The 23,670-nt window shown below is 38.2% G+C and carries 18 protein-coding genes and 1 pseudogene; 8 read left to right on the forward strand and 11 right to left on the reverse strand.

Translation table 11 applies throughout. The features are described 5' to 3' along the window. The first annotated feature begins 41 nt into the window (after positions 1 to 41). From surA to apaH, 5 genes are read left to right on the forward strand one after another with little or no spacing between them, the layout of a single operon-like run. Positions 42 to 1,379, forward strand: coding sequence for a peptidylprolyl isomerase SurA (gene surA, locus ACNART_RS11265; protein WP_198632353.1), 1,338 nt, complete (start codon positions 42 to 44; stop codon positions 1,377 to 1,379). After that, positions 1,369 to 2,367 (forward strand): 4-hydroxythreonine-4-phosphate dehydrogenase PdxA, encoded by a 999-nt coding sequence (gene pdxA / locus ACNART_RS11270; protein ID WP_198620960.1) that lies wholly within the window; start codon positions 1,369 to 1,371, stop codon positions 2,365 to 2,367. Before surA ends, pdxA begins: the two co-directional genes overlap by 11 nt. After that, positions 2,360 to 3,178: a 16S rRNA (adenine(1518)-N(6)/adenine(1519)-N(6))-dimethyltransferase RsmA gene (gene rsmA, locus ACNART_RS11275; RefSeq protein WP_156734007.1), complete on the forward strand. Its 819-nt coding sequence runs from the start codon at positions 2,360 to 2,362 to the stop codon at positions 3,176 to 3,178. Before pdxA ends, rsmA begins: the two co-directional genes overlap by 8 nt. Positions 3,179 to 3,203: 25 nt before the next feature. Beyond that, positions 3,204 to 3,581: a Co2+/Mg2+ efflux protein ApaG gene (apaG, locus tag ACNART_RS11280; RefSeq protein WP_416303600.1), complete on the forward strand. Its 378-nt coding sequence runs from the start codon at positions 3,204 to 3,206 to the stop codon at positions 3,579 to 3,581. Between the two features lie 2 nt (positions 3,582 to 3,583). Beyond that, positions 3,584 to 4,405, forward strand: a complete 822-nt coding sequence (gene apaH / locus ACNART_RS11285; RefSeq protein ID WP_198620961.1) for a bis(5'-nucleosyl)-tetraphosphatase (symmetrical) ApaH — start codon at positions 3,584 to 3,586, stop codon at positions 4,403 to 4,405. Positions 4,406 to 4,843: 438 nt separating this feature from the next. On the opposite strand, the gene folA is transcribed toward apaH, so the two are convergent. Further along, positions 4,844 to 5,329 (reverse strand): type 3 dihydrofolate reductase, encoded by a 486-nt coding sequence (folA, locus tag ACNART_RS11290; RefSeq protein ID WP_088494660.1) that lies wholly within the window; start codon positions 5,327 to 5,329, stop codon positions 4,844 to 4,846. Between the two features lie 175 nt (positions 5,330 to 5,504). On the opposite strand from folA, the gene ACNART_RS11295 reads away from it, so the two are divergent. Then, positions 5,505 to 6,119, forward strand: a complete 615-nt coding sequence (locus ACNART_RS11295) for a LysE family translocator (protein WP_109373076.1) — start codon at positions 5,505 to 5,507, stop codon at positions 6,117 to 6,119. 41 nt (positions 6,120 to 6,160) lie between these two features. Here ACNART_RS11295 and ACNART_RS11300 read toward each other — a convergent pair whose 3' ends face one another. The 10 genes and pseudogenes from ACNART_RS11300 to nudF all read right to left on the reverse strand — a co-directional run bounded on the left by ACNART_RS11300 (position 6,161) and on the right by nudF (position 20,994). After that, a complete protein-coding gene (locus ACNART_RS11300; protein ID WP_416303601.1) occupies positions 6,161 to 7,291 on the reverse strand; it encodes a hypothetical protein in 1,131 nt (376 codons plus the stop codon). Positions 7,292 to 7,398: 107 nt separating this feature from the next. Then, positions 7,399 to 10,629 carry an autotransporter Pta gene (pta, locus tag ACNART_RS11305; protein WP_368927790.1) on the reverse strand — a complete coding sequence of 1,077 codons (3,231 nt, stop codon included), beginning with the start codon at positions 10,627 to 10,629 and terminating at the stop codon, positions 7,399 to 7,401. Between the two features lie 453 nt (positions 10,630 to 11,082). Then, complete coding sequence (gene ftsP, locus ACNART_RS11310; RefSeq protein WP_198620766.1) at positions 11,083 to 12,504, reverse strand: cell division protein FtsP; 1,422 nt, start codon at positions 12,502 to 12,504, stop codon at positions 11,083 to 11,085. 386 nt (positions 12,505 to 12,890) lie between these two features. Next, positions 12,891 to 13,640, reverse strand: coding sequence for a 1-acylglycerol-3-phosphate O-acyltransferase (locus tag ACNART_RS11315; protein ID WP_198620765.1), 750 nt, complete (start codon positions 13,638 to 13,640; stop codon positions 12,891 to 12,893). 64 nt (positions 13,641 to 13,704) lie between these two features. Further along, positions 13,705 to 14,430 carry a DNA gyrase C-terminal beta-propeller domain-containing protein gene (locus ACNART_RS11320; protein WP_406588771.1) on the reverse strand — a complete coding sequence of 242 codons (726 nt, stop codon included), beginning with the start codon at positions 14,428 to 14,430 and terminating at the stop codon, positions 13,705 to 13,707. A 51-nt stretch (positions 14,431 to 14,481) separates the two neighbouring features. Further along, positions 14,482 to 16,662: pseudogene (parC, locus tag ACNART_RS11325) on the reverse strand (DNA topoisomerase IV subunit A); the annotation flags it as partial. Between the two features lie 31 nt (positions 16,663 to 16,693). Continuing rightward, positions 16,694 to 18,589: a DNA topoisomerase IV subunit B gene (parE, locus tag ACNART_RS11330; protein ID WP_416303602.1), complete on the reverse strand. Its 1,896-nt coding sequence runs from the start codon at positions 18,587 to 18,589 to the stop codon at positions 16,694 to 16,696. A gap of 124 nt (positions 18,590 to 18,713) precedes the next feature. Continuing rightward, positions 18,714 to 19,289, reverse strand: coding sequence for an esterase YqiA (yqiA, locus tag ACNART_RS11335; RefSeq protein ID WP_198620762.1), 576 nt, complete (start codon positions 19,287 to 19,289; stop codon positions 18,714 to 18,716). A 3-nt stretch (positions 19,290 to 19,292) separates the two neighbouring features. Further along, the gene (gene cpdA, locus ACNART_RS11340) at positions 19,293 to 20,132 is read right to left on the reverse strand and encodes a 3',5'-cyclic-AMP phosphodiesterase (RefSeq protein ID WP_109373068.1); all 840 of its coding nucleotides are present in this window, start codon (positions 20,130 to 20,132) and stop codon (positions 19,293 to 19,295) included. A 226-nt stretch (positions 20,133 to 20,358) separates the two neighbouring features. Continuing rightward, the gene (gene nudF, locus ACNART_RS11345; protein ID WP_198620761.1) at positions 20,359 to 20,994 is read right to left on the reverse strand and encodes an ADP-ribose diphosphatase; all 636 of its coding nucleotides are present in this window, start codon (positions 20,992 to 20,994) and stop codon (positions 20,359 to 20,361) included. Positions 20,995 to 21,207: 213 nt separating this feature from the next. On the opposite strand from nudF, the gene tolC reads away from it, so the two are divergent. Both tolC and ACNART_RS11355 read left to right on the forward strand, forming a co-directional pair. Then, positions 21,208 to 22,605 (forward strand): outer membrane channel protein TolC, encoded by a 1,398-nt coding sequence (tolC, locus tag ACNART_RS11350; RefSeq protein WP_109373066.1) that lies wholly within the window; start codon positions 21,208 to 21,210, stop codon positions 22,603 to 22,605. Between the two features lie 330 nt (positions 22,606 to 22,935). Further along, positions 22,936 to 23,664, forward strand: coding sequence for a DUF1190 family protein (locus tag ACNART_RS11355; RefSeq protein ID WP_072070058.1), 729 nt, complete (start codon positions 22,936 to 22,938; stop codon positions 23,662 to 23,664). Positions 23,665 to 23,670: the final 6 nt, after the last annotated feature.

A 23,670-nucleotide genomic window follows, 5' to 3' on the forward strand; every position in this document is an offset into this window, starting at 1 on the left:
ACTACGGAATTGGCTGAATAAATATGTCACCCCGCAATAAGATGCGGAAAATACATAATGGGAAACTTATGAAAAATTGGAAAACGCTGTTTATCGGCTTAATGATCACGGTCGGTGCAGCCACCAGCTCAACAACATTTGCTGCTCAAGAATTAAACCGTGTATCGGCGATTGTCAATAACGGTGTCGTTCTAGAAAGTGACGTCAATAGAATGCTACAGACAGTCAAAATGAACGCAAAAAATGCGGGACAAGAGATGCCTGATGAGCAAGTTCTTCGCCAACAAATTCTAGAGCGTTTGGTGATGGATAACATCATTTTGCAAATGGCACAGCAAATGCAAATTGATATTCCTGATGCCGCAGTAGAATCTACAATTCAGGGTATTGCTGCTGAAAATAAACTCTCTCTTGAGCAACTGAAAAAGCGTCTTGCTGCCGATGGGATTTCTTATAACGAATATCGACAAGATATCCGTAAAGAGATGATGCTAGCTGAAGTTCGCAACAATGAAGTGCGTCGCCGTATTACTATTTTGCCTCAAGAAGTTGATTCTCTTGCGAAGCAAATTGAAGGTCAAGCAAGCCAAAGTGTTGATCTAAACCTGAGCCATATCTTAATTCCATTATCAGAAAATCCTGCGCCAGCAGAAATGGAAAAAGCAAAGCAAGTCATTGCTCGCATTATGAATCAGCTTAAAAATGGTGCGGATTTCGGTAAATTGGCTGCAACTTATTCTGCTGATCCACAAGCTTTAAATGGCGGTAATATGGGTTGGGCATCTATTGATGAATTACCAACACTATTTGCAAAAGAATTAGCAAATGCGCAAAAAGGCCAAATCGTAGGGCCTCTTCACTCTGGTGTTGGCTTACACATTATCAAAGTAAACGATATTCGTGGTGGTTCTAATACCCTTTCTGTTACGGAAGTAAAAAGCCGCCATATTCTGCTAAAAAGCTCACCAATCATGAATGATGAGCAAGCCTATGCCAAGTTACAGCAGATCTCTGCCGATATTCGCAGTGGTAAAATAACCTTTGCTGATGCAGCAAAAGAGTACTCTGAAGATCCAGGTTCAGCATTACGCGGCGGTGAGTTAGGATGGTCAATGCCTGATGTTTACGATCCGGCATTCCGTGATGCGTTGATGCGCTTAAATAAAAACGAATTAAGCCAACCTGTTCGCTCAAACTTTGGCTGGCATTTAATTGAATTAGAAGACACACGTAGTGTTGATAAAACAGATGCCGCGAATAAAGAACAAGCATACCGTTTACTCTTCAACCGTAAATTTAATGAAGAAGTACAAAACTGGATGCAAGAGCTACGAGTAGGGGCTTATGTGAAAATAATGAACGAGAATAATGCAAACTAAGCAAATAAAACCACTTGTTATCACCCCCGGCGAACCAGCCGGGGTTGGTCCTGACCTTATTATCTCATTAGCACAAATGAGTTGGGATTTACCTTGGGTTGTTTGTGCTGATCCTCAGTTACTTAAAACAAGAGCAGAATTGTTAAACCTGCCTCTTTCATTAGTTGAATACGATCCTGCTACGCCACCTCAAATACACACACCAAGCCAAATTTATGTACTCCCAATTGCACTTCACACTAATGTCATTCCAAGTACATTAGATGCACGCAATGGTTTATACGTTGTAGAAACATTAGCTCGTGCTTGTGATGGTTGCCTAAATGGTGAGTTTTCGGCACTCGTGACTGGACCAGTTCATAAAGGCATTATCAATGATGCAGGTGTGCATTTTACAGGACACACCGAATTTTTTGCTGATCGTAGCCACTGTGAACGTGTCGTTATGATGCTGGCGACAGATACATTAAGAGTCGCATTAGCAACCACACATTTACCATTACGAGATGTGGCGGATGCAATTACAGGTGAGCTTCTGCATGAAATTATCACTATTTTAAACCACGATTTAAAAACCAAATTTGGTATAGCAGAACCTCAAATTTATGTTTGTGGCCTTAATCCTCATGCAGGGGAAAGCGGTCATATGGGACGTGAAGAAATTGATATTATTGAGCCTGCATTAACACAATTACGTCAGCAAGGCATTCATCTTCATGGTCCTTATCCTGCTGATACCTTATTCCAACCTAAATATTTAACACATGCTGATGCGGTACTTGCGATGTATCACGATCAGGGATTACCTGTGCTAAAATACGAAGGTTTCGGTCGTGCCGTGAATATAACTCTCGGCCTTCCTTTTATCCGTACTTCTGTTGATCATGGCACCGCCCTTGAGCTTGCAGGTACGAAAAGCGCAGATGCTGGCAGTTTTTGCACCGCATTAAATTTAGCCATTAATATGATACAAAATTGTAATGAATAATAGAGTCCATCAGGGGCACTTTGCCCGCAAACGCTTCGGGCAGAACTTTTTAACAGACAGCTATATTATTGAAAGTATTGTTGAATCCATTTATCCTCAACCTGGTGAAGCCATTGTTGAAATTGGTCCTGGTTTAGGTGCAATTACAGAGCCAGTAGGCGCAAGAATGGATAAAATGACGGTTGTAGAAATTGACCGTGATTTAGCCGCTCGTTTAGAAGTTCATCCTACATTAAAAGACAAGCTGACCATTATTCAGCAAGATGCTATGACGATTGATTTTGCGCAATTAGCAAAAGAGCGTCAGCAGCCTCTGCGTGTTTTTGGTAACTTGCCTTATAACATTTCTACACCACTCATGTTCCACTTATTCAGTTTTGCTGACGCAATTTCTGACATGACATTTATGTTGCAAAAAGAAGTGGTCAATCGCCTTGTTGCTGGTCACGGCAGCAAAACTTATGGTCGCCTAAGTGTGATGGCGCAATATTATTGCCAAATCATCCCTGTACTTGAAGTTCCACCAACTTCATTTAAACCGGCACCTAAAGTTGATTCAGCGGTTGTTCGCTTGATCCCTTACAAAGAAAAGCCATACCCAGTAACGGATATTACAATGCTTAGCCGTATTACCGCTCAAGCATTCAATCAACGCCGTAAAACACTACGTAATAGCTTAGGTGGATTACTCACAGCAGAAGATATGATAGCTCTTGATATCGATCCAACTGCAAGAGCAGAAAATATTTCTGTTGAGCAATACTGCAAAGTGGCAAACTGGTTATCGCAAAAGCAAGACTCACAAGCATAAGATAAAGCCAGAGACAGGAGGCACTATGTTTACCTCATCAAAAGTGGCGATACAGGTACAAAGCGTTTACATTGAAAGCCAATCTTCCCCTGAAGATGAGCGATATGTTTTTGCTTATACCATATCAATTCATAATTTGAATAAATGTGCAATTCGCCTCCTGCGCCGCTATTGGTTGATCACCAATGCACAAGGTAATACCACTGAAGTTCGAGGTGAAGGTGTTGTTGGCGAACAGCCGCTTATTGAACCTGGCACACAATATCGCTATACCAGTGGTGCCGTTCTTGAAACACCAATGGGAACAATGGAAGGTCATTATGAAATGATTGGCACTGATGGTCGATTATTTCAAATAGAGATCCCTGTTTTCCGCCTTGCACTTCCAACATTGATAAACTAACTATGGCAACTTATTTAATTGGTGATATTCATGGCTGTTACCATGAACTGCGCCACCTTCTTGATAAAGTCAGTTTCAATCCAGCACAAGACACATTGTGGTTAACGGGTGATCTTGTTGCACGAGGCCCTGATTCTCTTGAAGTACTGCGCTTTGTAAAAAGCTTAGGGACTTCACTTAAACTCGTCTTGGGCAATCATGATCTTCATCTTTTAGGTGTATTTGCAAAAATTAGCCGCAATAAACCAAGAGATAAGTTGAATGATTTACTTAATGCGCCAGATGCAGACGAATTAATTAATTGGTTAAGACGCCAACCTGTATTGCAAGTTGATGAAGACAAAAAAATCATCATGGCTCACGCAGGGATCACGCCACAATGGGATTTAGAAACAGCCCAAATGTGCGCTCGTGAAGTCGAAGCTATTTTAAGTAGTGATAGCTACCCTTTATTTATTAACTCAATGTATGGTGATTTACCAAACAACTGGTCACCAGAACTTTCGGGTCTAGCGCGATTACGCTTTAGTACTAATGCACTCACTCGTATGCGTTACTGCTTTCCTAATGGTCAGCTTGATATGATTTGCAAAGATAAACCACAAGACGCGCCTGCACCATTAAAGCCTTGGTTCGATTTACCAAGCCAATTACCTGAAGGCTATAGCATTATATTTGGGCATTGGGCCTCTCTTGAAGGGAAAGGCACTCCTGATAATATTTATGCGTTAGATACAGGATGTTGCTGGGGTGGGGATCTCACTTGTTTACGTTGGGAAGACAAACAATATTTCACTCAATCTAGCCTATCTGCTCCCAAATAAATCACTTATTATCCCCTTCTTTCTTAAAGCGCAAAAATGGCCATATTGCCTTTTGCGCTATGCGGGTTTTATCCTCACATATTACCTAAATTACTCTTTTTTATTCTAAAGAGAACATTTTATATACAAAAACGAACACTTTAAAATATCTCTAAATTTAACTATTAATAATCAATATGTTATTTTTTTTCATAGAAAAATAAGTACAAAAAAACACGATATTGAGAATAAAAAATCGCTATATTGATTAATATCTCATATATTATTCTTATAAAATGAGTTTATTAAAATATAAATAATGATTACATTTAATAAATAAATCTTTATAAATAAAAATTTTAGTTAGAATAATAAATCTTATTTTTTATTATTCTTATATTAATAAAATAGGAATAATAAAAAGGGAGATATTTAATCTCCCTTTTTATTTAATTCTTGTTATTTTCTTCTTTTTAATATTTCGAAGCAGTAGTTATGTGAGTTATTTTCATCTGCTTCATGGTATTCCATGAAGGTAGAATCCCACTCATCAGGCTCATAATCTGGGAATGTTGTATCACCGATGACTTCAGCATCGATATGAGTTAAATAGAGTGTATTTGCCATAGGCAGAAATTGCTCATACACTTTTCCACCACCGATAACCATAATTTCTTCATGATTTTCAGCAGCTTGCAAAGCTTCTTCTACGGATTTAACCCAAACAACATCGCTATCTGTTCCTGGCTGGCTACTTAAAACAATATTAAGACGATTCGGTAAAGGACGTCCAATAGACTCATAAGTCACCCGACCCATAATAACGGGTTTATTTAGCGTATTCTTTTTAAACCATGCTAGGTCACCCGGTAATGTCCAAGGCATTGCCTTTTCCATACCAATAATGCGATCCATCGCTAATGCTGCGATTAAACTAATATTCATTTACACACCTACGGGTAAAGATGGGAAAAAAACTGTTCACACTATACGTAAAGCTAAAACCTGAGTCGATACAAATTATGCTTCCTTGATAATAAATAATTGCTTTATACTCGAAATGTTAACTTAATCATATAAGATTCAATCATTATAATATTGTTATATACAAGGCGCTATTATGCTTGAAACTTCTTTAGTTGTTTTTACAATTGCTTTACTTGGTATGATCTCACCAGGCCCTGACTTTTTTCTCGTTGTAAAAAATGCTGCGCGTTATCAACGTTCTGCGGCAATGATGACCGCAATGGGTATTGTAGCTGCATTACTTGTGCATATGTCATATTGTGTTGCAGGTATTGCTGTGCTTATCACCACAACACCTTGGCTTTTTTCCATCTTAAAATATGCTGGAGCCGCTTATTTACTGTGGATTGGTTTTCAGAGCTTACTCTCAAAATCTAATCATTCGATTGATGAAAAAGCAGCACAACATTCACAAATCAGCTTTAAAAAAGCCTTTATGCAAGGTTTTCTCTGCAATTTACTTAACCCTAAAGCCACCTTGTTCTTCCTTGCCGTTTTCACTCAAGTATTAAGTGTTGATTCCAGCATCGGTGAAAAATTGTGGTATGCCTTTATTATTTGGGGTTTAGCTTTAGTCTATTGGCCTTTATTGGTTCTATTAATCCAAAGTGCGCCAGTCAGAAAAATGCTCAATAAAATCCAAAAAAGCATTGATAAAGTGCTAGGTGTGGTACTGATTGGTTTGGGGATTAAAGTCGCGTTGAGTTAAGCAGTAAAATATCATATAGCCACAAGCTATATGATATTATTTTACTTAAAATAATATGATAAGTCATTTAATGTATTTTTATTAAACCGTAGATAACTATTAATATTAGTTTCATTAAGTTCTAGCTCATTAATAGTATTTTTAATGTATGATGCTTTATTTCTATTCTCCCCTTTGTATTCTTCAAAAATTAGTTTTATTTTTTCTTTATATATATCATTACTATTATCAAAAACTTCATACACCTCAAAATAAAAATAAAAATAAAAATCAATTGATTTTTTATCGTTCATCATAGATTCTTTCATATAGGATGGTAATAATACTTTCAAATTATCACCAATTATCTTTATCTTTTTATTATTTCCAAAACTATTAAGATTCACTTTAATCTTTTCCAAGGTATTTTCTAGTTTTAATAGAAATACTTCATTTCTCATTTCCTTTTCTTTTAAAACATGAATAAATTTAATTAGATTGATAATAGATTCTTCTTTATTTACTTTGTTAATTTTTTTCAGATCACTGATATTTTTTATTATTCTAATTTTATTCTCTTCACTTTTTCCATCATCGTAAATAAGATCCAGTAATTTAAAAATACTCTCCTTATAAAAAAGATCATTTCTTGATATAAATTTAAACCCTTCCTCATTATCAGTTTTCTTTAATATATCTTCATTCTTTTTATTTTCTATCGAATACATCAATTTATTTAAAATCGAATACAACAACAAAAAGTCATCTCTTGTTTTTATATTATTTTTCAAATAGTTATTAATGAATTCAATTTTATCTATATCACTTTTCATCCTTCTTTTTAAAAACGAGGAAATGTTCTCATTAAGATTATAATAATCTATTGTAATTCTATTAGAATTTATAACTTTCTTATTTTCTAATGAATTTAAAAAGTAGAAGTTATTTACCTTTTCATATTCACTATTTTTTAAAATCGAATTACAACTTGTTTTAATGTTTATTATTTCCTTTATAAAATCAAAAATCCTTTGAAAAAAACCACTTTTCTTATATGAAAGAATAAAACTTCTATTTACATTATCAATTTTATCAATTAATTTTTTTATGCCACGATCACCATTTCCCTTTTCTCCTTTATAATGAATAATATATTTTATATCTTTTAAAGTAGTATCATTAATAGTAATCATAACATCTCCTTTTTTATCACTTAAAAATAAAACAACAATATTAATTTTAATACAAAAAAAAAGCCCTTATTACTAAGGGCTTTAATATTTAAATTAATTAATACAATTTAGAAATTAATTTTCAATGTTGCATTAATTCCACTTGAACTTACATCACTATTATATTGACCTTGGTAAGAAAGTCCGAAAGTCGTTGATTTACTTAACTGTGCATCAACACCTAAACCAACACCAAATAAATTATCCAGCTTACCACCGCGTAATGTTGCATCACCGGAATTTGATAAGAAGAGGCGTGATTCAGGACGATTATCACCAAACAGATGGCTTGCAGAAATATCGCCTTTTAATGCCATATTTATATTACCTGCCATAAATGGATAGCCACCACGTAAACCGATAGTACCCACTTGAATATCTTGTGAGTCTGTCTTAGTGGTAAATTTCATATTACCGACATTCTCATTGATATCATCAGTTGATACACGTAACCAGCTAAATCCTGCGTATGGTTCAATAGAATACTGATTGGTATTAAATTGAGTATAAGCACCCTCTAAGAAAATTTGAGTAATTTTTGCATCATAACTGGTAGAGTTATAACCTGCATTTTGTCCTACCCAAAGTGTTCTTTTTGCATCTCTATCTTGGTTAGTATGTGTGAAACCATAGTTCAATGAAGCCACGTCATACAAATTAGACACACCGTAAGCACCAATATGAATATCGTTGCTGTCTATTTTACCGTGCTCATTACCTTTATATTTGGTTGAACCCGCACCAAAGAACAGACCCGCCTTAGTATTTTCAGTCACATCAATTTCTGCGCCTAATAAGCCGACATAGAAATCAACATCCATATTGCTGTGACCATAATCAGCATTACCCCATTGACCAATGCCTGTCATCCAAATACGCGCGTTGCTGTTATCCAATTTAGCATAGCGACCTTGACCAATACCCATAGCTTGATCTTTCACTGTCCGCGTTAACCCTAAAACATTAACCACACTCGCACTATTGGCATTTAAATACATATCACTACCTAATGATTCATAGGTCTTATTCAGATCTCTTTCATTCATTGGTAATACTGCATTAAATAGATCACCACTACCTGTATTGTCTAAAGTATTAGCAATTGAGCGACCATTTTCATTATTTGCAAAAGTTGCCAGTGAGGTATTTTCTTTCTTACTTAATGTACCTGTAATGGTGTTGTCTTTTACAGACACATTTTTATCAAATAATGCATAATCATTATTTGAAGCAATATCGTTATTCGCTAACATTTTAGTTTTAACACGATTATCAACTAAATTGTCTGCATTAACTGTACCTGTTGCGACCGTGTTATTAAGGTAGATATCTTTTAATTGCCCTTCACTATCAGCACCAACGTCTAAATTCGCGCCTTTGTTGAGTGCAATATCACCAACATTAACATCATGTCCAACGGTAACTAAATAAGTCCCTTTATCGTTGATATTAATATTGGCTTTGTGGCTTTCATTTGAGGCCAATTGACCTTTTTTAGTAAAAGTATCGTTATAGCGATCAATAACACTTAATTTGCCGCCATTCACATTGACCGCTTCTGTGCCAAATGATTCTGTAAAGCCATATAAAGTACCTTGTTCGACTGTTGTACCTCCGCGATAAGTATTATCGCCAGTCATCACTAATGTACCTTCACCTTTTTTAACTAAAGCGCCGTCATATAAACCCGCGTCAATTTTAGCCTGAATAGCATCAGCACGTTTTTGGTAATACTCTTTACGCCATTTTTCAGCATCTTCTTTGCTGACAATGTGTGAGGTTGGATCTGAGTTACCATCATTGATAACAAAATCAGTGCCTAAATTGTAGTCACCTCCCGCAGCAATGCCTTTGTCTTTATATTCATTTAACCAGGCAAGATCTTCTTGTTCACGTAAATCTAAAGCTACTTGTGAGATATCATTTGTCCATACATCAAGTGGCGTCATGCTTAGGTCATACTCAAATTTACCTAAGAATTGACCCGGTCCATACATGCCTTTATCTAAATCCGGTGTACCCCAACCATAACGCACATCAGGAGTGCCTTCCGCCGCAGTCCAGCTATCATATAAAGAGCCATCTGGATTACGGTGATTAGCCGTTGTAAACATCACATCACGTACTTGCATTGCATTCATTGATGCATAACGTGACATTAATACCCCCATCGCACCAGTAACATGAGGCGCCGCCATTGATGTACCACTAAAGGTATTCCAGCCTGCGTTACCTTCTTCATCAACAACTGAAGAATAAATAGCACGACCCGGTGCAACAACCGTCCACCATTTCGCATTACCCGCTTCATTGAAGACTTTAATTAATTGATACCCCGATTTATCTGCGGTTTGTTCAAGACCAGCGACTGCAATCCAATGCTTTTCTGCTTCTGGATTAAAATAAGGATAAAGAGGACGATAATAAGGCTGGGCAAAGTCACGATTACCCGTTGTGAATACTTGTACGGTATTAGTCCCTTTTACAGCATCATAAGCGGCATCAACAAAAGAAGGTTTATCACCATAAACTTTCTTGAAATAAAAATATTCGTATTCAGTTTGCGCTGTGGTATCAACAGGCATGTGTACAGTGGTATTCCCCCCATCAGGACCTTTAGTTGGAATAGTATTAACAATTCGAGGGTTTGTTCCCCAACTGTTATTAATTACCTGCGCCCCTGCATCTACCATCGCTTTCCAGCCAGTATAGAAATAAGTGTAATCTTGATAAGGACCGTAGTTATTGCTATCTGTTGCGCCAGTATTTCCTAAATAAACATCAGAACCCCACGCAACCCCATGCATGCCATTACCGTCACGGTTAGCACCGACTGTTCCTGTAACGTGCGTACCATGTGTATCATTCACACCTTTGATCCAACCTCCATCAACATCAAAGGCTTGACCTTTTTCATAATGCCCCCCCATTTCTTGAGGATAACGCATCCCTGTTGAGCCATATTGACCTTTGGCTTTCACCGCATGAAAACGTGAACCACTTAACTCTTCATGTGATAATAATGCACCTGAGTCCATTACACCGATTTTGGCACCCTGCCCATGAAAACCAAGTGCATAAGCACTAGAGGCATTCATGGCAGCCAGCCCCCAGTCTTTTTGATATTCTTGGCTTTCCCAACTTTTGGTATCTCCTAATTGCCCAGCTTCTGAATATGCTACGGAATATCCAGAAAAAAGAAGTGCTGATGCAACAATAGAAAGTTGAAATATATTATTATTTATTTTATTTTTTTTATTCATTTTGTGATGATGACTTAAAGCTATTTCTTTGTTCATTCTGTACCTTCAGTTATATTAAAATTTAATAACATTAATTAAGGATCAAAAATAAAAGACGCAAAGATTCTCTAGTTTCTAGAGAAATAATTACTTGAAGGGCATCTCAAAAATAGGTTTTCATGCCACAAAAATAGATAGATTGACTACGTAATCACAAATTAATAGATAGATTAAACAAAATTAGATCACTTGTTATTATATTACAAACAACCAAAATTAACCTATTTCAATATTAACCTCATTAATGACAATATTTAAATCAACTTAATAAAGAGAACTTAAATAAATAAACAAAAATATCAAATTGATTAACAATTTTTTTTGAGAATATTTTTCTCTATTTAACTTTAGTCTAAAAAATATAATCCACATTATTTTTGATATAAAAAAAACAGTATCTTTATTTTAAAAATACTGTTTTCCTTTTAATTTGGTGTTACTACTTAGTTTTTATTCTAAAGGTGTAACTTCCATTTGTCCTACCATACCTTTATCTGCATTTTCTAATAACTGACTGTAATATAGAAAAGGAAAATGCGAATAAGAAGGTTGTTTTAATTCCACCAGCAATTCACTTTGGCTTTCGATCCAAACAGTATCTTTCCAGCCAAAATCTGCAGGTGCGGGTTTCTGACCATTATGGTTAATCACTTTAAAACGGGCACCTTCAATATGGAATGGTTGCGGCGTCGGTACTGTTACAAGCCAACGCTCCCACCCATTTTGCTTACCGACTAAATCAATTCTTGAAAGCTCCCAACGAGCATTGTTTATTCCCGGAGGACTGTTATGCAGTTGAATGGTTCTAGGCTGAATAGAGGTGGTAATTTGTGTGTCATCTACCGCTAATTGTGCAGGTGCTTTGTCTGTTACTAATGACATTAACCCAGTTGGTTTAATGGTTAGTATATTGGCATTACGTAGCAAATCTGAAGGTTCAAAAATACCGCGAAGTCTATCCATAAAACCCGCACTTTGCCCTGCGGTAATTGTGACTTCACTCCCTTCAGACATATCCACCAATATTTCGCGTCTCTCGCCCGGAGCCATAGGAATTGATTTCAACTCAACGGGTGATGTTAATAGACCTTGATCAGAGGCGATAAGGTAAAGTGAACGACCATCATTTGCGGTTAGCTCATAACGACGAGCATTAGATGCATTGACTAAACGTAAGCGGATCCAACCTCTAGAGACTTCAATATAAGGATCTTCACGTCCATTGACTAGCAATGTATCACCATAGAAACCATCACTAGCGGCTTCTTTGTCGTATTGTGGTGTACCAAAATTATCAATCCGCTTATCTTGAATAATGATCGGAAAGTCATTCACTCCATAATGTTTTGGTAAAGGTAGGGATTTGCTCTCTTCATCTTCCACAATCCACATTCCCACCAACCCATTATAAACATGAGGTGCCATTTTAAAGGGAGTATTGGCGTGATACCAACATGTGGCTGCTTTCTGACGAATAGGCAATACTGGCGACCAGTAAGCGCCAGGTGACATTAATCTTGCCGCGCCACCGACTTGTGTACCCGGAACTAATAAGCCACTTACCGTCATTGATACCGCTTCATTAAGGCGGTTACTATAAATAAGTTTTATATCATCGCCACTTTTGACTTTGATTGTCGGTCCCGGAGTTGAGCCATTGATCCCCCAAACTTCCGCTTTTTGCGTACCATTAAACGCCCAATGAACATTTTGCAACGTCAAAAACAGTGGCTGACCACGACGAGATTCCAACAATGGCGGTATAGGTAATTGTTTATCATTGACTGATTCAGCACGAACAGAAGAAGATATAGAGCCCAGACATACCGCTAAGCCTGAAGCCTGAATAAACTGGCGACGACTAAATGACATACTTTCTCCGCAACAAAGTACAAATATTCCTATCGCATAATCAAAAATGCTGTGACAGGAAAAAAAGCTGCTGTGATTTAAAGACAAAAGGACTTAAATGAAATTACGGGAGCATAATAGCGCGGATGTGACATAAATCCTAAAAATAGTTGATAACCAGCACACTAAATAATTCAAAATGCAGCTAGGGAACAACTGGAATACATAAAAATATATACTCTAAATAATTCAAGGTGCAACTAGACGACAAGTGAATGATTCGCTAGGAGCATACATAAGTATGTGACTAGTGCGAATGAGCGTAGTCAACAACGTTGCACCTTGAAGTATGACGAGTATATGAAAATCAGGCTTATATTCGTACTAACAAAGAAACTAAATAAGTATTAATTTAATTTACCGGGAAAATCACGCTTATTCATTTCTTCAACTTCTTTATCTAGCTCTTCGATTTTCGCTTTCATAATTTGACGACAATCTTCTGCTAATTCTCGAACTTGATCTTTGCCGTATTTTGAAACATCAATTGGAGGCAACATTTCAACAATAACGTAACCATTGTTCCAACGATTTAGCTTAATTTTACCCTGTGTTGTAGAAACACAAACAGGAATAATAGGCACACCAGCTTGAATGGCCGCATGGAACGCCCCTGTTTTAAACGGTAAAAGGCCGCGACCACGGCTACGAGTTCCTTCAGGAAACATCCAAACAGAAATCTTCTTCGATTTAATTTGATCGGCAACTTGTGAAATAGTGCCATGCGCTTTAGAGCGATTTGCTCTATCAATCAAAATATTACCCGTTATCCAATACAACTGACCAAAGAAAGGAATAAAAATTAAGCTTTTTTTACCCACTGTTACGGTATTAGGTTGTACCGCATTTGACATCGTCACCATATCAAAATTGTTTTGATGGTTTCCGATATAAATACTTGGGCCATAGCTTTCCGCTTCTTTTGGAAAACGCTCAACGAGTTTAATCCCAAAAACAGTAGATAACTTGCCGAATAAGCGTCCGTAAGTCATTACATGTTTAGGATTTCTTGGTGAAAACATGCAATAAATCATTCCAAACGTCACCACAATAATGGTGTAAAGAATGACAATGATGCCTCGAATAATGGCTAACATAAGTTTTAGCGTCCTAAATAGAAGTGGGTCAACAGACCCACTCAATATCAATTAAGTATTAGATTTAATTTGTTTCAATATCAATATGATCGATAACTTGAGCACCGCGAGGTAAAGAGGTTCCTCGACGTCCACGTTTTGCTTTAAAGCTAACTAACTCATTCATCGACATTGTCATTTTACGTTTACCAAAATGCAGGGTAACAGAGGCATTTTCAGGTAATACTCGTAACCAAGCGACGTTATCCTCACCACTTGCTGCTTGTGAAGCTGGAATAGAAACCATCTGATTTCCCTTTCCTTTTACCATAGTTGGTAATTCTGCTGCTTCAAAAATCAGCATTCTACCGCCTTTAGTAATGATCATAATGAGATCAGTGAGCTCATTATTCAAGCGTTGTGGCGGTAATGGTAATGCATTTTCAGGTAAAGTCAGTAGTGATTTTCCTGCTTTATTTTTAGAAGTTAAATCATCAACCTGACAGATAAAACCATAACCAGCATCAGATGCCATTAAGATCTTATCGGTATTTTCGCCCATAACAACATGACGTAATTGCGCACCTTTCTGAACTTTTAATCGTTCAGTTAGCGCATCGCCTTTGCTACGACCAGAAGGTAATGCATCAACATCAACGGTATAGCTTTGACCTGTGGTATCAATTAAGTGTACCGGTTGATTACTCATACCTTCAACGGCATCAAAATAGTCATCACCAGATTTAAAACCAGCCGATTTTGCATCAATATTATGTCCTTTTTGGCAACGAATAAGCCCTTTTTCAGACATAATGACGGTAACAGCTTCAGGATGTAGATGTTTTAACGGAATAGGTTCATCACCCGCATTACCACTAAAATAGTTGATCTCTTCTGCTTTAAGCACTTCTTGCTGACCATCAACAGTAAAGATTAATGCTTCATCTTTAGGTGCAAACAGCATTTGTTCAATCACATCGCCTTGCTCTTTTCCTAAAGCAACAAGACGCGTACCACGCCCTTTTTTATTCATTTCATTCAGTTGTTCTGCTGAAATGGCTAAAATACGTGTTTTGTCAGTGATGATAATAAACCAGTGTTGCTCATTTTTCTTTTGAGGATCAACTAAGAGCGGTGCTAATAATTCAGTCTCTTCAGAAACAGTGAGTAGCCCTTTACCTGTCTTATTCTTCGTTTCCATCTCATCGTAAGAGAGAACCGAACCATAACCTTCTTTTGTTGCCAATAAATATTCTTGTCCAGCACTTCCCGCTAACATGTATTTCACGCTGGCTTCAGGTGGGAAAGTTAACTTACCGGTTAGTGGTTCGCCTTGGCTACGTCCTGAAGGCATATCATTTGGACTTAAGGTATAGCTTCGACCTGTGGAATCAAGGAACAGAACAGGCTGATTACTCATGCCTCGTACTGCGCTGTGATAGCTATCTCCTGCGCGATAACTCATGCCACTGGGATCAATATCATGCCCTTTTGCATTACGTACCCAGCCCATTTCAGACAACACAATAGTCACAGGCTCTGATGGCAACATATCTTGTTCATTCACCACTTTCGCCTCTTCTTGAGGGCGAATAGGTGAGCGTCGATCATCACCAAATTCTTTCGCGTCGGCTTCAATCTCTTTTTTCAGTAAAGTATTTAAACGGCGTGGTGAACTTAACAATTTCTCAATGCTGTCGCGTTCTTTTTCAAGCTCATCACTTTCGCCTTTTAGTTTCATCTCTTCAAGTTTGGCTAAATGACGCAAACGTAGTTCTAAAATAGCTTCAGCTTGAATATCAGATAACTCAAAGCGACGCATTAATTCTGCTTTGGGTTCATCTTCATGACGAATAATTTCAATCACTTCATCAATATTGAGATAAGCAATTAATAAACCTTTGAGGATTTCTAAGCGACGTAAAACTTTCTCTAAACGATGATTTAAGCGGTTTGTCACTGTTTGGCGACGATAAACTAACCATTCGTTTAAAATAGTTAGTAGTCCTTTTACTGCTGGACGGTTATCTAACCCAATCATATTCAGGTTAACGCGATAACTTTTCTCCAAGTCAGTATTCACAAACAAGTAGTACATGACTTGTTCTAAATCAACACGATTACTACGAGGAACAATAACAAGTCTAGTAGGATTTTCATGATCAGATTCATCACGTAAATCTTCAACTAAAGGCAGTTTTTTGGCACGCATCAATGCTGCGATTTGCTCAAGTACTTTGGCGCCAGAAACTTGATGAGGCAATGCAGTGATCACTGCACATCCCTCTTCTTTTTGCCAAACAGCACGCATTCTGACAGAACCACGCCCTGTTTTATAAATCTTCTTGATATCGTCTTGAGCCGTAATAATTTCAGCTTCAGTCGGATAATCAGGGCCTTGAACATATTGCATTACGTCAGATAATCCTGCATCAGGATTATCTAAAAGCATCACTAAAGCTTGCCCTATTTCACGCGCATTGTGAGGTGGAATATCCGTTGCCATCCCAACAGCAATACCCGTTGTGCCATTAAGCACGATATTAGGTAAGCGTGCAGGCAACATTTTCGGCTCTTGCATCGTGCCGTCAAAGTTAGGGATCCAATCTACCGTACCATGTCCTAACTCACTCAATAATGTTTGTGAATATTTAGAAAGACGTGATTCGGTATAACGCATCGCGGCGAAAGATTTTGGATCATCCGGCGCACCCCAGTTACCTTGTCCATCAATTAACGGATAACGATAAGAGAACGGCTGAGCCATAAGTACCATTGCTTCATAACATGCACTATCACCATGCGGGTGATATTTACCTAGCACGTCACCCACAGTACGGGCTGATTTTTTAAATTTAGCGTTATTACTTAAGCCAAGCTCTGACATCGCATAAACGATGCGACGTTGTACGGGTTTTAGCCCATCTCCAATAAAAGGTAATGCACGATCCATAATGACGTACATGGAGTAGTTGAGATAGGCATTTTCTGTAAATAAGTGGAGCGGTTGGCGCTCTACACCATCATGAGTCAATTCACTCATTCAATTTTTCCTCAGACTCTTGTGGTATCCATTACACTTCGATGTCAACTTCATCGCCTTTCTCTTGTAACCAATTTCGGCGATCTTCAGAGCGTTTCTTCGCTAACAACATATCCATCATGCCTAGGGTTTCTTGATAATTTTCATCATCAATCACCAATTGCACTAAACGACGCGTATTAGGATCAAGCGTTGTTTCACGCAGTTGAAGTGGGTTCATTTCACCCAACCCTTTAAAGCGCTGTACGTTAGGCTTTCCTTTTTTACGGCTTAAACGTTGTAAAATGGCATTTTTTTCTGATTCATCAAGGGCATAATGAACTTCTTTACCTAAGTCGATGCGGTAAAGTGGTGGCATTGCCATATAAACGTGCCCTTCCTTAACAAGAGCAGGGAAGTGGCGCACAAATAAAGCACATAATAAGGTTGCGATATGTAAACCATCCGAGTCCGCATCCGCAAGAATACACACTTTACCGTAACGCAGTTGGCTTAAATCATCACTATCAGGGTCCATACCAATTGCTACCGAAATATCATGGACTTCTTGTGACGCAAGTACTTCATCTGAAGAGACTTCCCATGTATTTAAGATTTTACCGCGCAGAGGCATAATCGCTTGATATTCACGATCTCGAGCTTGTTTAGCAGAGCCTCCAGCAGAGTCCCCTTCAACTAAAAACAGTTCGGTGTAACGTAAATCTTGAGAAGTACAATCAGCCAATTTACCCGGCAATGCTGGCCCTGAAGTGAGTTTCTTTCTCACCACTTTTTTAGCAGCTCGCATACGACGTTGAGCGCTACTAATTGCCATTTCAGCAAGTAACTCACCGACTTGAACATTCTGATTTAGCCATAAGCTAAAAGCATTTTTTACAGCATTTGCAACAAACGCACTGGTTTGTCTTGAAGAGAGTCGCTCTTTGGTTTGCCCTGCAAATTGAGGATCTTGCATTTTCACTGATAATACATAAGCACAACGATCCCATGTATCATCGGCAGTTAATTTAAGACCTCTCGGTAGTAAATTACGGAATTCACAAAATTCACGCATTGCATCTAACACACCTTGGCGTAAACCATTTACGTGTGTACCACCTTGAACTGTCGGAATTAAGTTAACATAGCTTTCAGTGAGTAGATCGCCACCTTCAGGCAGCCATAACATAGACCATTCAACAGCTTCATTATCACCTTCAAATTTGCCTGTAAAAGGCTCTTCAGGAAGGCGAACAAACTCAGCAACAGCTTCACTTAAATAATCGGTTAAACCATCAGCGTAGCACCAATTTTCTTGGGTGTTGTTTACTTTATCGACAAAAGAAACATTAACGCCCGGACACAATACTGCTTTGGCTTTTAATACGTGAGATAAGCTTTTAGAAGAAAAACGAGGAACATCAAAATAAGAGCCATCAGGCCAAAAATGCACACTCGTTCCTGTGTCCCGTTTTGCACTGGTGCCAATCTCATGTAACTCTTCAACTTTATCGCCATTTTCAAAAGCAATTTGGTAAATTTTACCATCACGACGAACAGTTACTTCAATACGCTTTGAGAGGGCGTTAACAACCGAGATCCCCACACCATGTAACCCGCCAGAAAATTGATAATTTTTATTAGAGAATTTTCCTCCGGCGTGGAGGTGAGCAAGGATTAGCTCGATAGCAGAAACGTTAAGTTCAGGGTGAATATCGACAGGCATTCCTCGCCCATTATCGATAACTTCGATAGATTGGTCTGCATATAAAATGACATCGACCTTCGATGCGTGTCCCGCAAGCGCCTCGTCCACGCTATTATCTATCACTTCCTGTGCCAAATGGTTCGGTCTTGTTGTATCTGTATACATCCCCGGACGACGACGTACAGGCTCTAGACCATTAAGAACCTCAATATCCTTTGCGTTATAACTTGATTGAGTCATTGTTTTAATCTGCGGTTCGCTGTTAGAAAAATACTGTTTATAATAACAGGTGTTGGCGGCAATATGATATTAATTTTCGGCTAGATACATCAACCTACGTTTTACAGGTTAATCGACCGAAAGGCTAAATTATCTTTAAAAATTGAATAATTTTCGGAAAAAAACGTTCAAAACCCACAAAAGCATGGTTTCCATCCGATTCTATGGTTTGCCTACACGCGCCAAGATATGAGACAGCTTGACGATAATCAAGTATTTCATCTCCAGTTTGTTGAAGCAACCAAATAAGTTCTGGTGAGGTAATTGCAGGAATACGCAAAGCAAGCAACTCATCCATATGATGAGGTTCTAGCTTATATTTTTGATGTGTATAAGGATTTTCGTTCTCACCCAAGAAATCTTGCAAAAGATCGAAAGGACGTATCGCAGGATTAACAACAACAGCGGGTAAATTAAAACGTTGAGATAGCCAAATAGATAAATAGCCACCTAATGATGAGCCAATTAATCCAAGCTTGTCATCTGTACTCTCTTTAACTAACGTTTCAATTAGCTGAGCGGCTTCTTGAGGATAAGGTGGCAGTTGAGGTACTAACAATTCAATTTCAGGATGTGTTCCTTCAAGCCATTGACGAAAAGCCTGTGCCTTTGCTGATTGAGGTGAGCTATTAAAGCCATGCAAGTAAAGAATACGAGGCATAACTTAATAGCCATCCGCATCAAGATCAGGACAAAATTCAGTGCCCGCTAAACGGTAAACTTGTGTTTCAATTTTGCCCTTCTCATCAGATGAAAGTGACATTTCCAAATAGCGCCAGCCCGGAGAAACAGTATCTAATGTAAAATTCGTACAATGAGGGCGAAACTGAATGCATGTAGAAGGCGTTGCCAACAAACGAATGCCATTCCACATTTCATCCATTTCTTGGTGAATATGGCCACAAAGCATCATTTTGACTTGAGAGTGATTTCTTAAACGTTCTGCCAATTCTTGAGAATTTCTTAAACTGTGTTGATCTAACCATGTACACCCTGAAGGCATAGGATGATGATGCAACAAGATAATCGTATCTCTGTGCTTTTGACTTTCGAGACAGCGTGTTAGCCAATCTAACTGACAATCTGATAACTCACCATGAGGAACGCCTTGAATTTGGCTATCTAATAACAGCATTTGCCAATTATCACCAATCAACACTTGTTTAGCTGACAAAATTCCTGCCTGATTTAAAGCATCAATCATTGCAGGTTGATAGTCATGATTACCCGGCAACCAAACACAAGGAGGTGTCAGCGTTGCAATGCCATCAGCAAAATGCTGATAAGCTTCAAAGGTTTGATCTTGAACTAAATCACCTGTCGCAACAATCAAGTCAACATCAAGACCCTGCTCTCTAATCGTATTTAATACCGCATGGTAGCTACGATAGGTATTTATACCCAGCAGAGTATCTTCCACATTAGCAAAGAGGTGGGTGTCTGTGATTTGTAATATTCTTACGGTGTTTTTGTGTTTCACCGATAATTCAAGCTGGCTTTCCAAAAGGTTTCCTTGTTTCACTCTCATTAGCCGTTATGTTAACGTATTTTCGTAGTAAAGATCTGCCAACCAATACACATTTCAAAAGATTAGTGAGAAATATTCTCGCTTTCAATCACGTTTTTTTCACTTCATTTTACAATTTAATTCATTTGATATCGTACACTTAGAGATAGTTACTCTACTTGATAATATTACTAAAAACATCCTTTAAAGATTGATTAATGTATTAAATTATCGACCAACGCTTTCTTAACGCAACATGATGAAGTTGTAGCCATTGAAGCGCGATAACGGATGCTGCGTTGTCAATAACCCCCTCTTCAACCCAAAGATAAGCTTGTTCTCTGCTAACAACATGAACACGAATATCTTCATTCTCACACGCTAATCCATGAATACCTTTTGCTGTTGTTGCATCAACTTCACCAACGTAAACATGCATTCTTTCGCTCGTACCGCCGGGGCTTGAAAGATAACTCACAATAGGTTCACATCGTCCAACAATAACACCCGCTTCTTCTTGGGCTTCACGTCTAACAACATCTTCTGGACTTTCTCCTGGTTCGACCATGCCCGCAACCACTTCAAGCAACCAAGGTGTATCACTGGTTTCATACGCAGGAATACGAATTTGCTCAATTAACACCACTTCATCACGTTTGGGATCGTAAGCAAGCAAAACACCTGCATTGCCTCGTTCAAAAACCTCTCGCTTAACTTCCTCACTCCATCCACCTTCAAAAAGGCGATGTTTAAAGCGATATTCGGTCATGCGGAAAAAGCCTTTGTATAAATCTCTTTGATTGAGCAATTTCACATCTTCACGACCGTATAAAAATGGTGTATTTTCCCTTTTCTTCATACAATGTTCCTTAAGTTACATTTAAGAGTCTTTTTATTGCTTACGTTTAATACAGATTTAAAGAAATTTGCCAACAATTCATGTAAAGTTAATCTAAAATAAAAGGATATGGCACAAATGGCTACCCCTAGTTAGGGAAACAATCTGCTAGAATTATCCCCAATCAAGATTAACAGAGGCAACTCAGCGAAACTGTTGCAACAAGGAATTAAAATGAAAAAACTGCTCTCTCTTTTGGTCACGATGAGTTTGGCAGGATTCAGCACTGCAAGTCAGGCTGAGGATCTGCTTCAAGTTTATCAAAAAGCAAAGGACAGTAACCCTGAGTTACGCAAGTCATTAGCTGAACGAAATCAAGCTTTTGAAAAAATTAATGAAGCTCGTGGCTCATTATTACCACAATTAGGATTAGGCGCATCCGCAGATTATAAAAGTGGCTACCGTGATAATAGCAACACCGAGTCCAACGCTATTGGTGCAAGTTTAACGCTGACTCAAAGTGTGTTTAACATGGCGTTATGGCGCCAATTAAACATTCAAGAAAAAACAGCGGGCATGAGCGATGTGACTTACCAAACAAGTCAGCAAAAACTGATTTTAGACACCGCGACCGCTTACTTTGATGTTTTGCGTGCTATCGATTCATTATCATTTATTGAAGCGCAAAAAGAGCAAGTTTACCGTCAGTTAGATCAAACAACTCAACGTTTTAACGTAGGTTTAGTGGCTATTACTGACGTACAAAATGCGCGTGCAAATTACGATAGCGTACTGGCACAAGAAGTGGCTGGCCGAAATCAATTAGATAATGCATTAGAAAAACTACGCCAAGTAAGTGGTATCTATTACATTAATCTAGCATCACTAAACATCAGCCGTTTTTCAACAACTTCACCAGACTCTATTGAGAAACTACTAAAAGATGCTGAAGAACGTAACTTAAGTTTATTAAGCGCACGTTTAGGTCAAGATTTAGCGCGCGAAAATATTCGTTTAGCACAATCAGGTCACTTACCAACAGTAGATTTAAATGCATCAACGGGTGTGTCCAATAGCCATAGCCACGGTAGCGCATTACCACCAGCAACAGCGGGTAATAGTCGCAATAGTTACAGTGGTCAAAATAGTATTGGTCTATCTGTTAGTATCCCTCTGTATACCGGCGGCAAAACAAGCTCACAAGTTGAACAAGCACAATATGGTTTTACGAGTGCAAGCGAACAATTAGAATCGGTTTATCGTTCTATTGTCCAAATCGCGCGTTCTTCTTATAACAATATTTCTGCATCAATCAGTAGCATTAAAGCGTATCAACAAGTTGTTGTTTCTGCGCAAAGTTCATTAGATGCAACTGAAGCGGGTTATCAAGTAGGTACTCGTACTATTGTTGATGTGTTGAATGCCACCACAACGCTTTATGATGCAAAACAGAAATTATCCAACGCACGTTATGACTATTTAATTAACCAATTAAATATTGAATATGCGCGTGGTACATTAAATGAAAATGACTTAATTCAGTTAAATAATGCACTAGGTGCAGAAGTTTCTACTTCACCAGATAGCATTATTCGCTCGTTAACAAGCCCTGCTCTTAACGTTGCGCCTTGATCGTGAATTAAGAATTTAGTCACTTATAAAAAACCGCTTTCAGCGATAAACTGATAAGCGGTTTTTTTTTATACATCCTCTCCGCATAAGATATTGTGTTATGGCTTAAATTAAGATCTCAGCAATATCTATATTCTTGTATTAACAAATACCTTAATTACAATTAGGTTAAAAAGAGAGGATTTACCTAATTTCATTACTCTTAACCTTATAAAGATCACAAATTTCTGGTTATCCCTGATGATTAGGCGTTTCTTATTTATTTTCTAGACTATTTAACCTATCCTAGCTTTTATTTTGAACGTTTTACCTTTTATGGATCTTATCAATATGCCAATGAAACGTACCAAATCGATTAATCGTGATGCTTTCCGTAAAGCATTTCGTCCTTATCGTCTGGCGCCTGTTGCAATCGCCATCACTGCTGTATTCGCGCTTTCAGGATGTGAAGAGAGCGATGAGACAGTTTCACTGTATATGAATGCACAAGAATGTGCTCAAGCGAATCCTTCACAAGCGGCACAGTGCGAAGACTCTTATCGCACTGCATTGCAAGAAGCACAGCGTACAGCACCGAAATATGCAACATTAGAAGACTGCGTAGCTGAATTTGGTGATGCACAATGTACACAAACAGCGTCTATCGATGGACAGCCTGTTAGTACCGAAAATGCAAATAATTTAAGCCCAGACAGCTCACAAATGGCCCAAGCTAACTCTGGTGGTAGCTTCTTTATGCCATTAATGGCGGGTTATATGATGGGTCGCCTAATGGGTGGTGGGGCGCCAGCACAACCTCTGTTTAGTTCACGTAATCCAACAAGCCCTGCGAATGGTAAATTTGTGGACGCAACAGGCCGTAACTATGGTCCTGCAGTTGGTGGTCGTCAAATGAACGTACCAAAAACAGCCATGACACCAAAACCATCAACAACCTCGACAGTAACTCGTGGCGGCTTTGGTAATACAGTTTCGAGACAAGCAGCGGCTCAACGTACCAGTGCAACAAATAATAACCGTAGCTCAACCGGTTCATCTTCTTATCGTTCAGGTGGTTAATTAAAA

The organism is Proteus sp. LHD240705 (assembly GCF_047921555.1).
GTDB lineage: Bacteria > Pseudomonadota > Gammaproteobacteria > Enterobacterales > Enterobacteriaceae > Proteus.

Coding starts and splice junctions, on each gene's coding strand:
- nudF (WP_198620761.1), bottom strand. CDS start 20,994: ATGAAGAAAAGGGAAAATACACCATTTTTATACGGTCGTGAAGATGTG.
- parE (WP_416303602.1), bottom strand. CDS start 18,589: ATGACTCAATCAAGTTATAACGCAAAGGATATTGAGGTTCTTAATGGT.
- rsmA (WP_156734007.1), top strand. CDS start 2,360: ATGAATAATAGAGTCCATCAGGGGCACTTTGCCCGCAAACGCTTCGGG.
- folA (WP_088494660.1), bottom strand. CDS start 5,329: ATGAATATTAGTTTAATCGCAGCATTAGCGATGGATCGCATTATTGGT.
- ftsP (WP_198620766.1), bottom strand. CDS start 12,504: ATGTCATTTAGTCGTCGCCAGTTTATTCAGGCTTCAGGCTTAGCGGTA.
- ACNART_RS11300 (WP_416303601.1), bottom strand. CDS start 7,291: ATGATTACTATTAATGATACTACTTTAAAAGATATAAAATATATTATT.
- surA (WP_198632353.1), top strand. CDS start 42: ATGCGGAAAATACATAATGGGAAACTTATGAAAAATTGGAAAACGCTG.
- pta (WP_368927790.1), bottom strand. CDS start 10,629: ATGAACAAAGAAATAGCTTTAAGTCATCATCACAAAATGAATAAAAAA.
- ACNART_RS11315 (WP_198620765.1), bottom strand. CDS start 13,640: ATGTTAGCCATTATTCGAGGCATCATTGTCATTCTTTACACCATTATT.
- ACNART_RS11295 (WP_109373076.1), top strand. CDS start 5,505: ATGCTTGAAACTTCTTTAGTTGTTTTTACAATTGCTTTACTTGGTATG.
- pdxA (WP_198620960.1), top strand. CDS start 1,369: ATGCAAACTAAGCAAATAAAACCACTTGTTATCACCCCCGGCGAACCA.
- ACNART_RS11355 (WP_072070058.1), top strand. CDS start 22,936: ATGCCAATGAAACGTACCAAATCGATTAATCGTGATGCTTTCCGTAAA.
- tolC (WP_109373066.1), top strand. CDS start 21,208: ATGAAAAAACTGCTCTCTCTTTTGGTCACGATGAGTTTGGCAGGATTC.
- ACNART_RS11320 (WP_406588771.1), bottom strand. CDS start 14,430: ATGTCTGAAAAAGGGCTTATTCGTTGCCAAAAAGGACATAATATTGAT.
- apaG (WP_416303600.1), top strand. CDS start 3,204: ATGTTTACCTCATCAAAAGTGGCGATACAGGTACAAAGCGTTTACATT.
- yqiA (WP_198620762.1), bottom strand. CDS start 19,289: ATGCCTCGTATTCTTTACTTGCATGGCTTTAATAGCTCACCTCAATCA.
- apaH (WP_198620961.1), top strand. CDS start 3,584: ATGGCAACTTATTTAATTGGTGATATTCATGGCTGTTACCATGAACTG.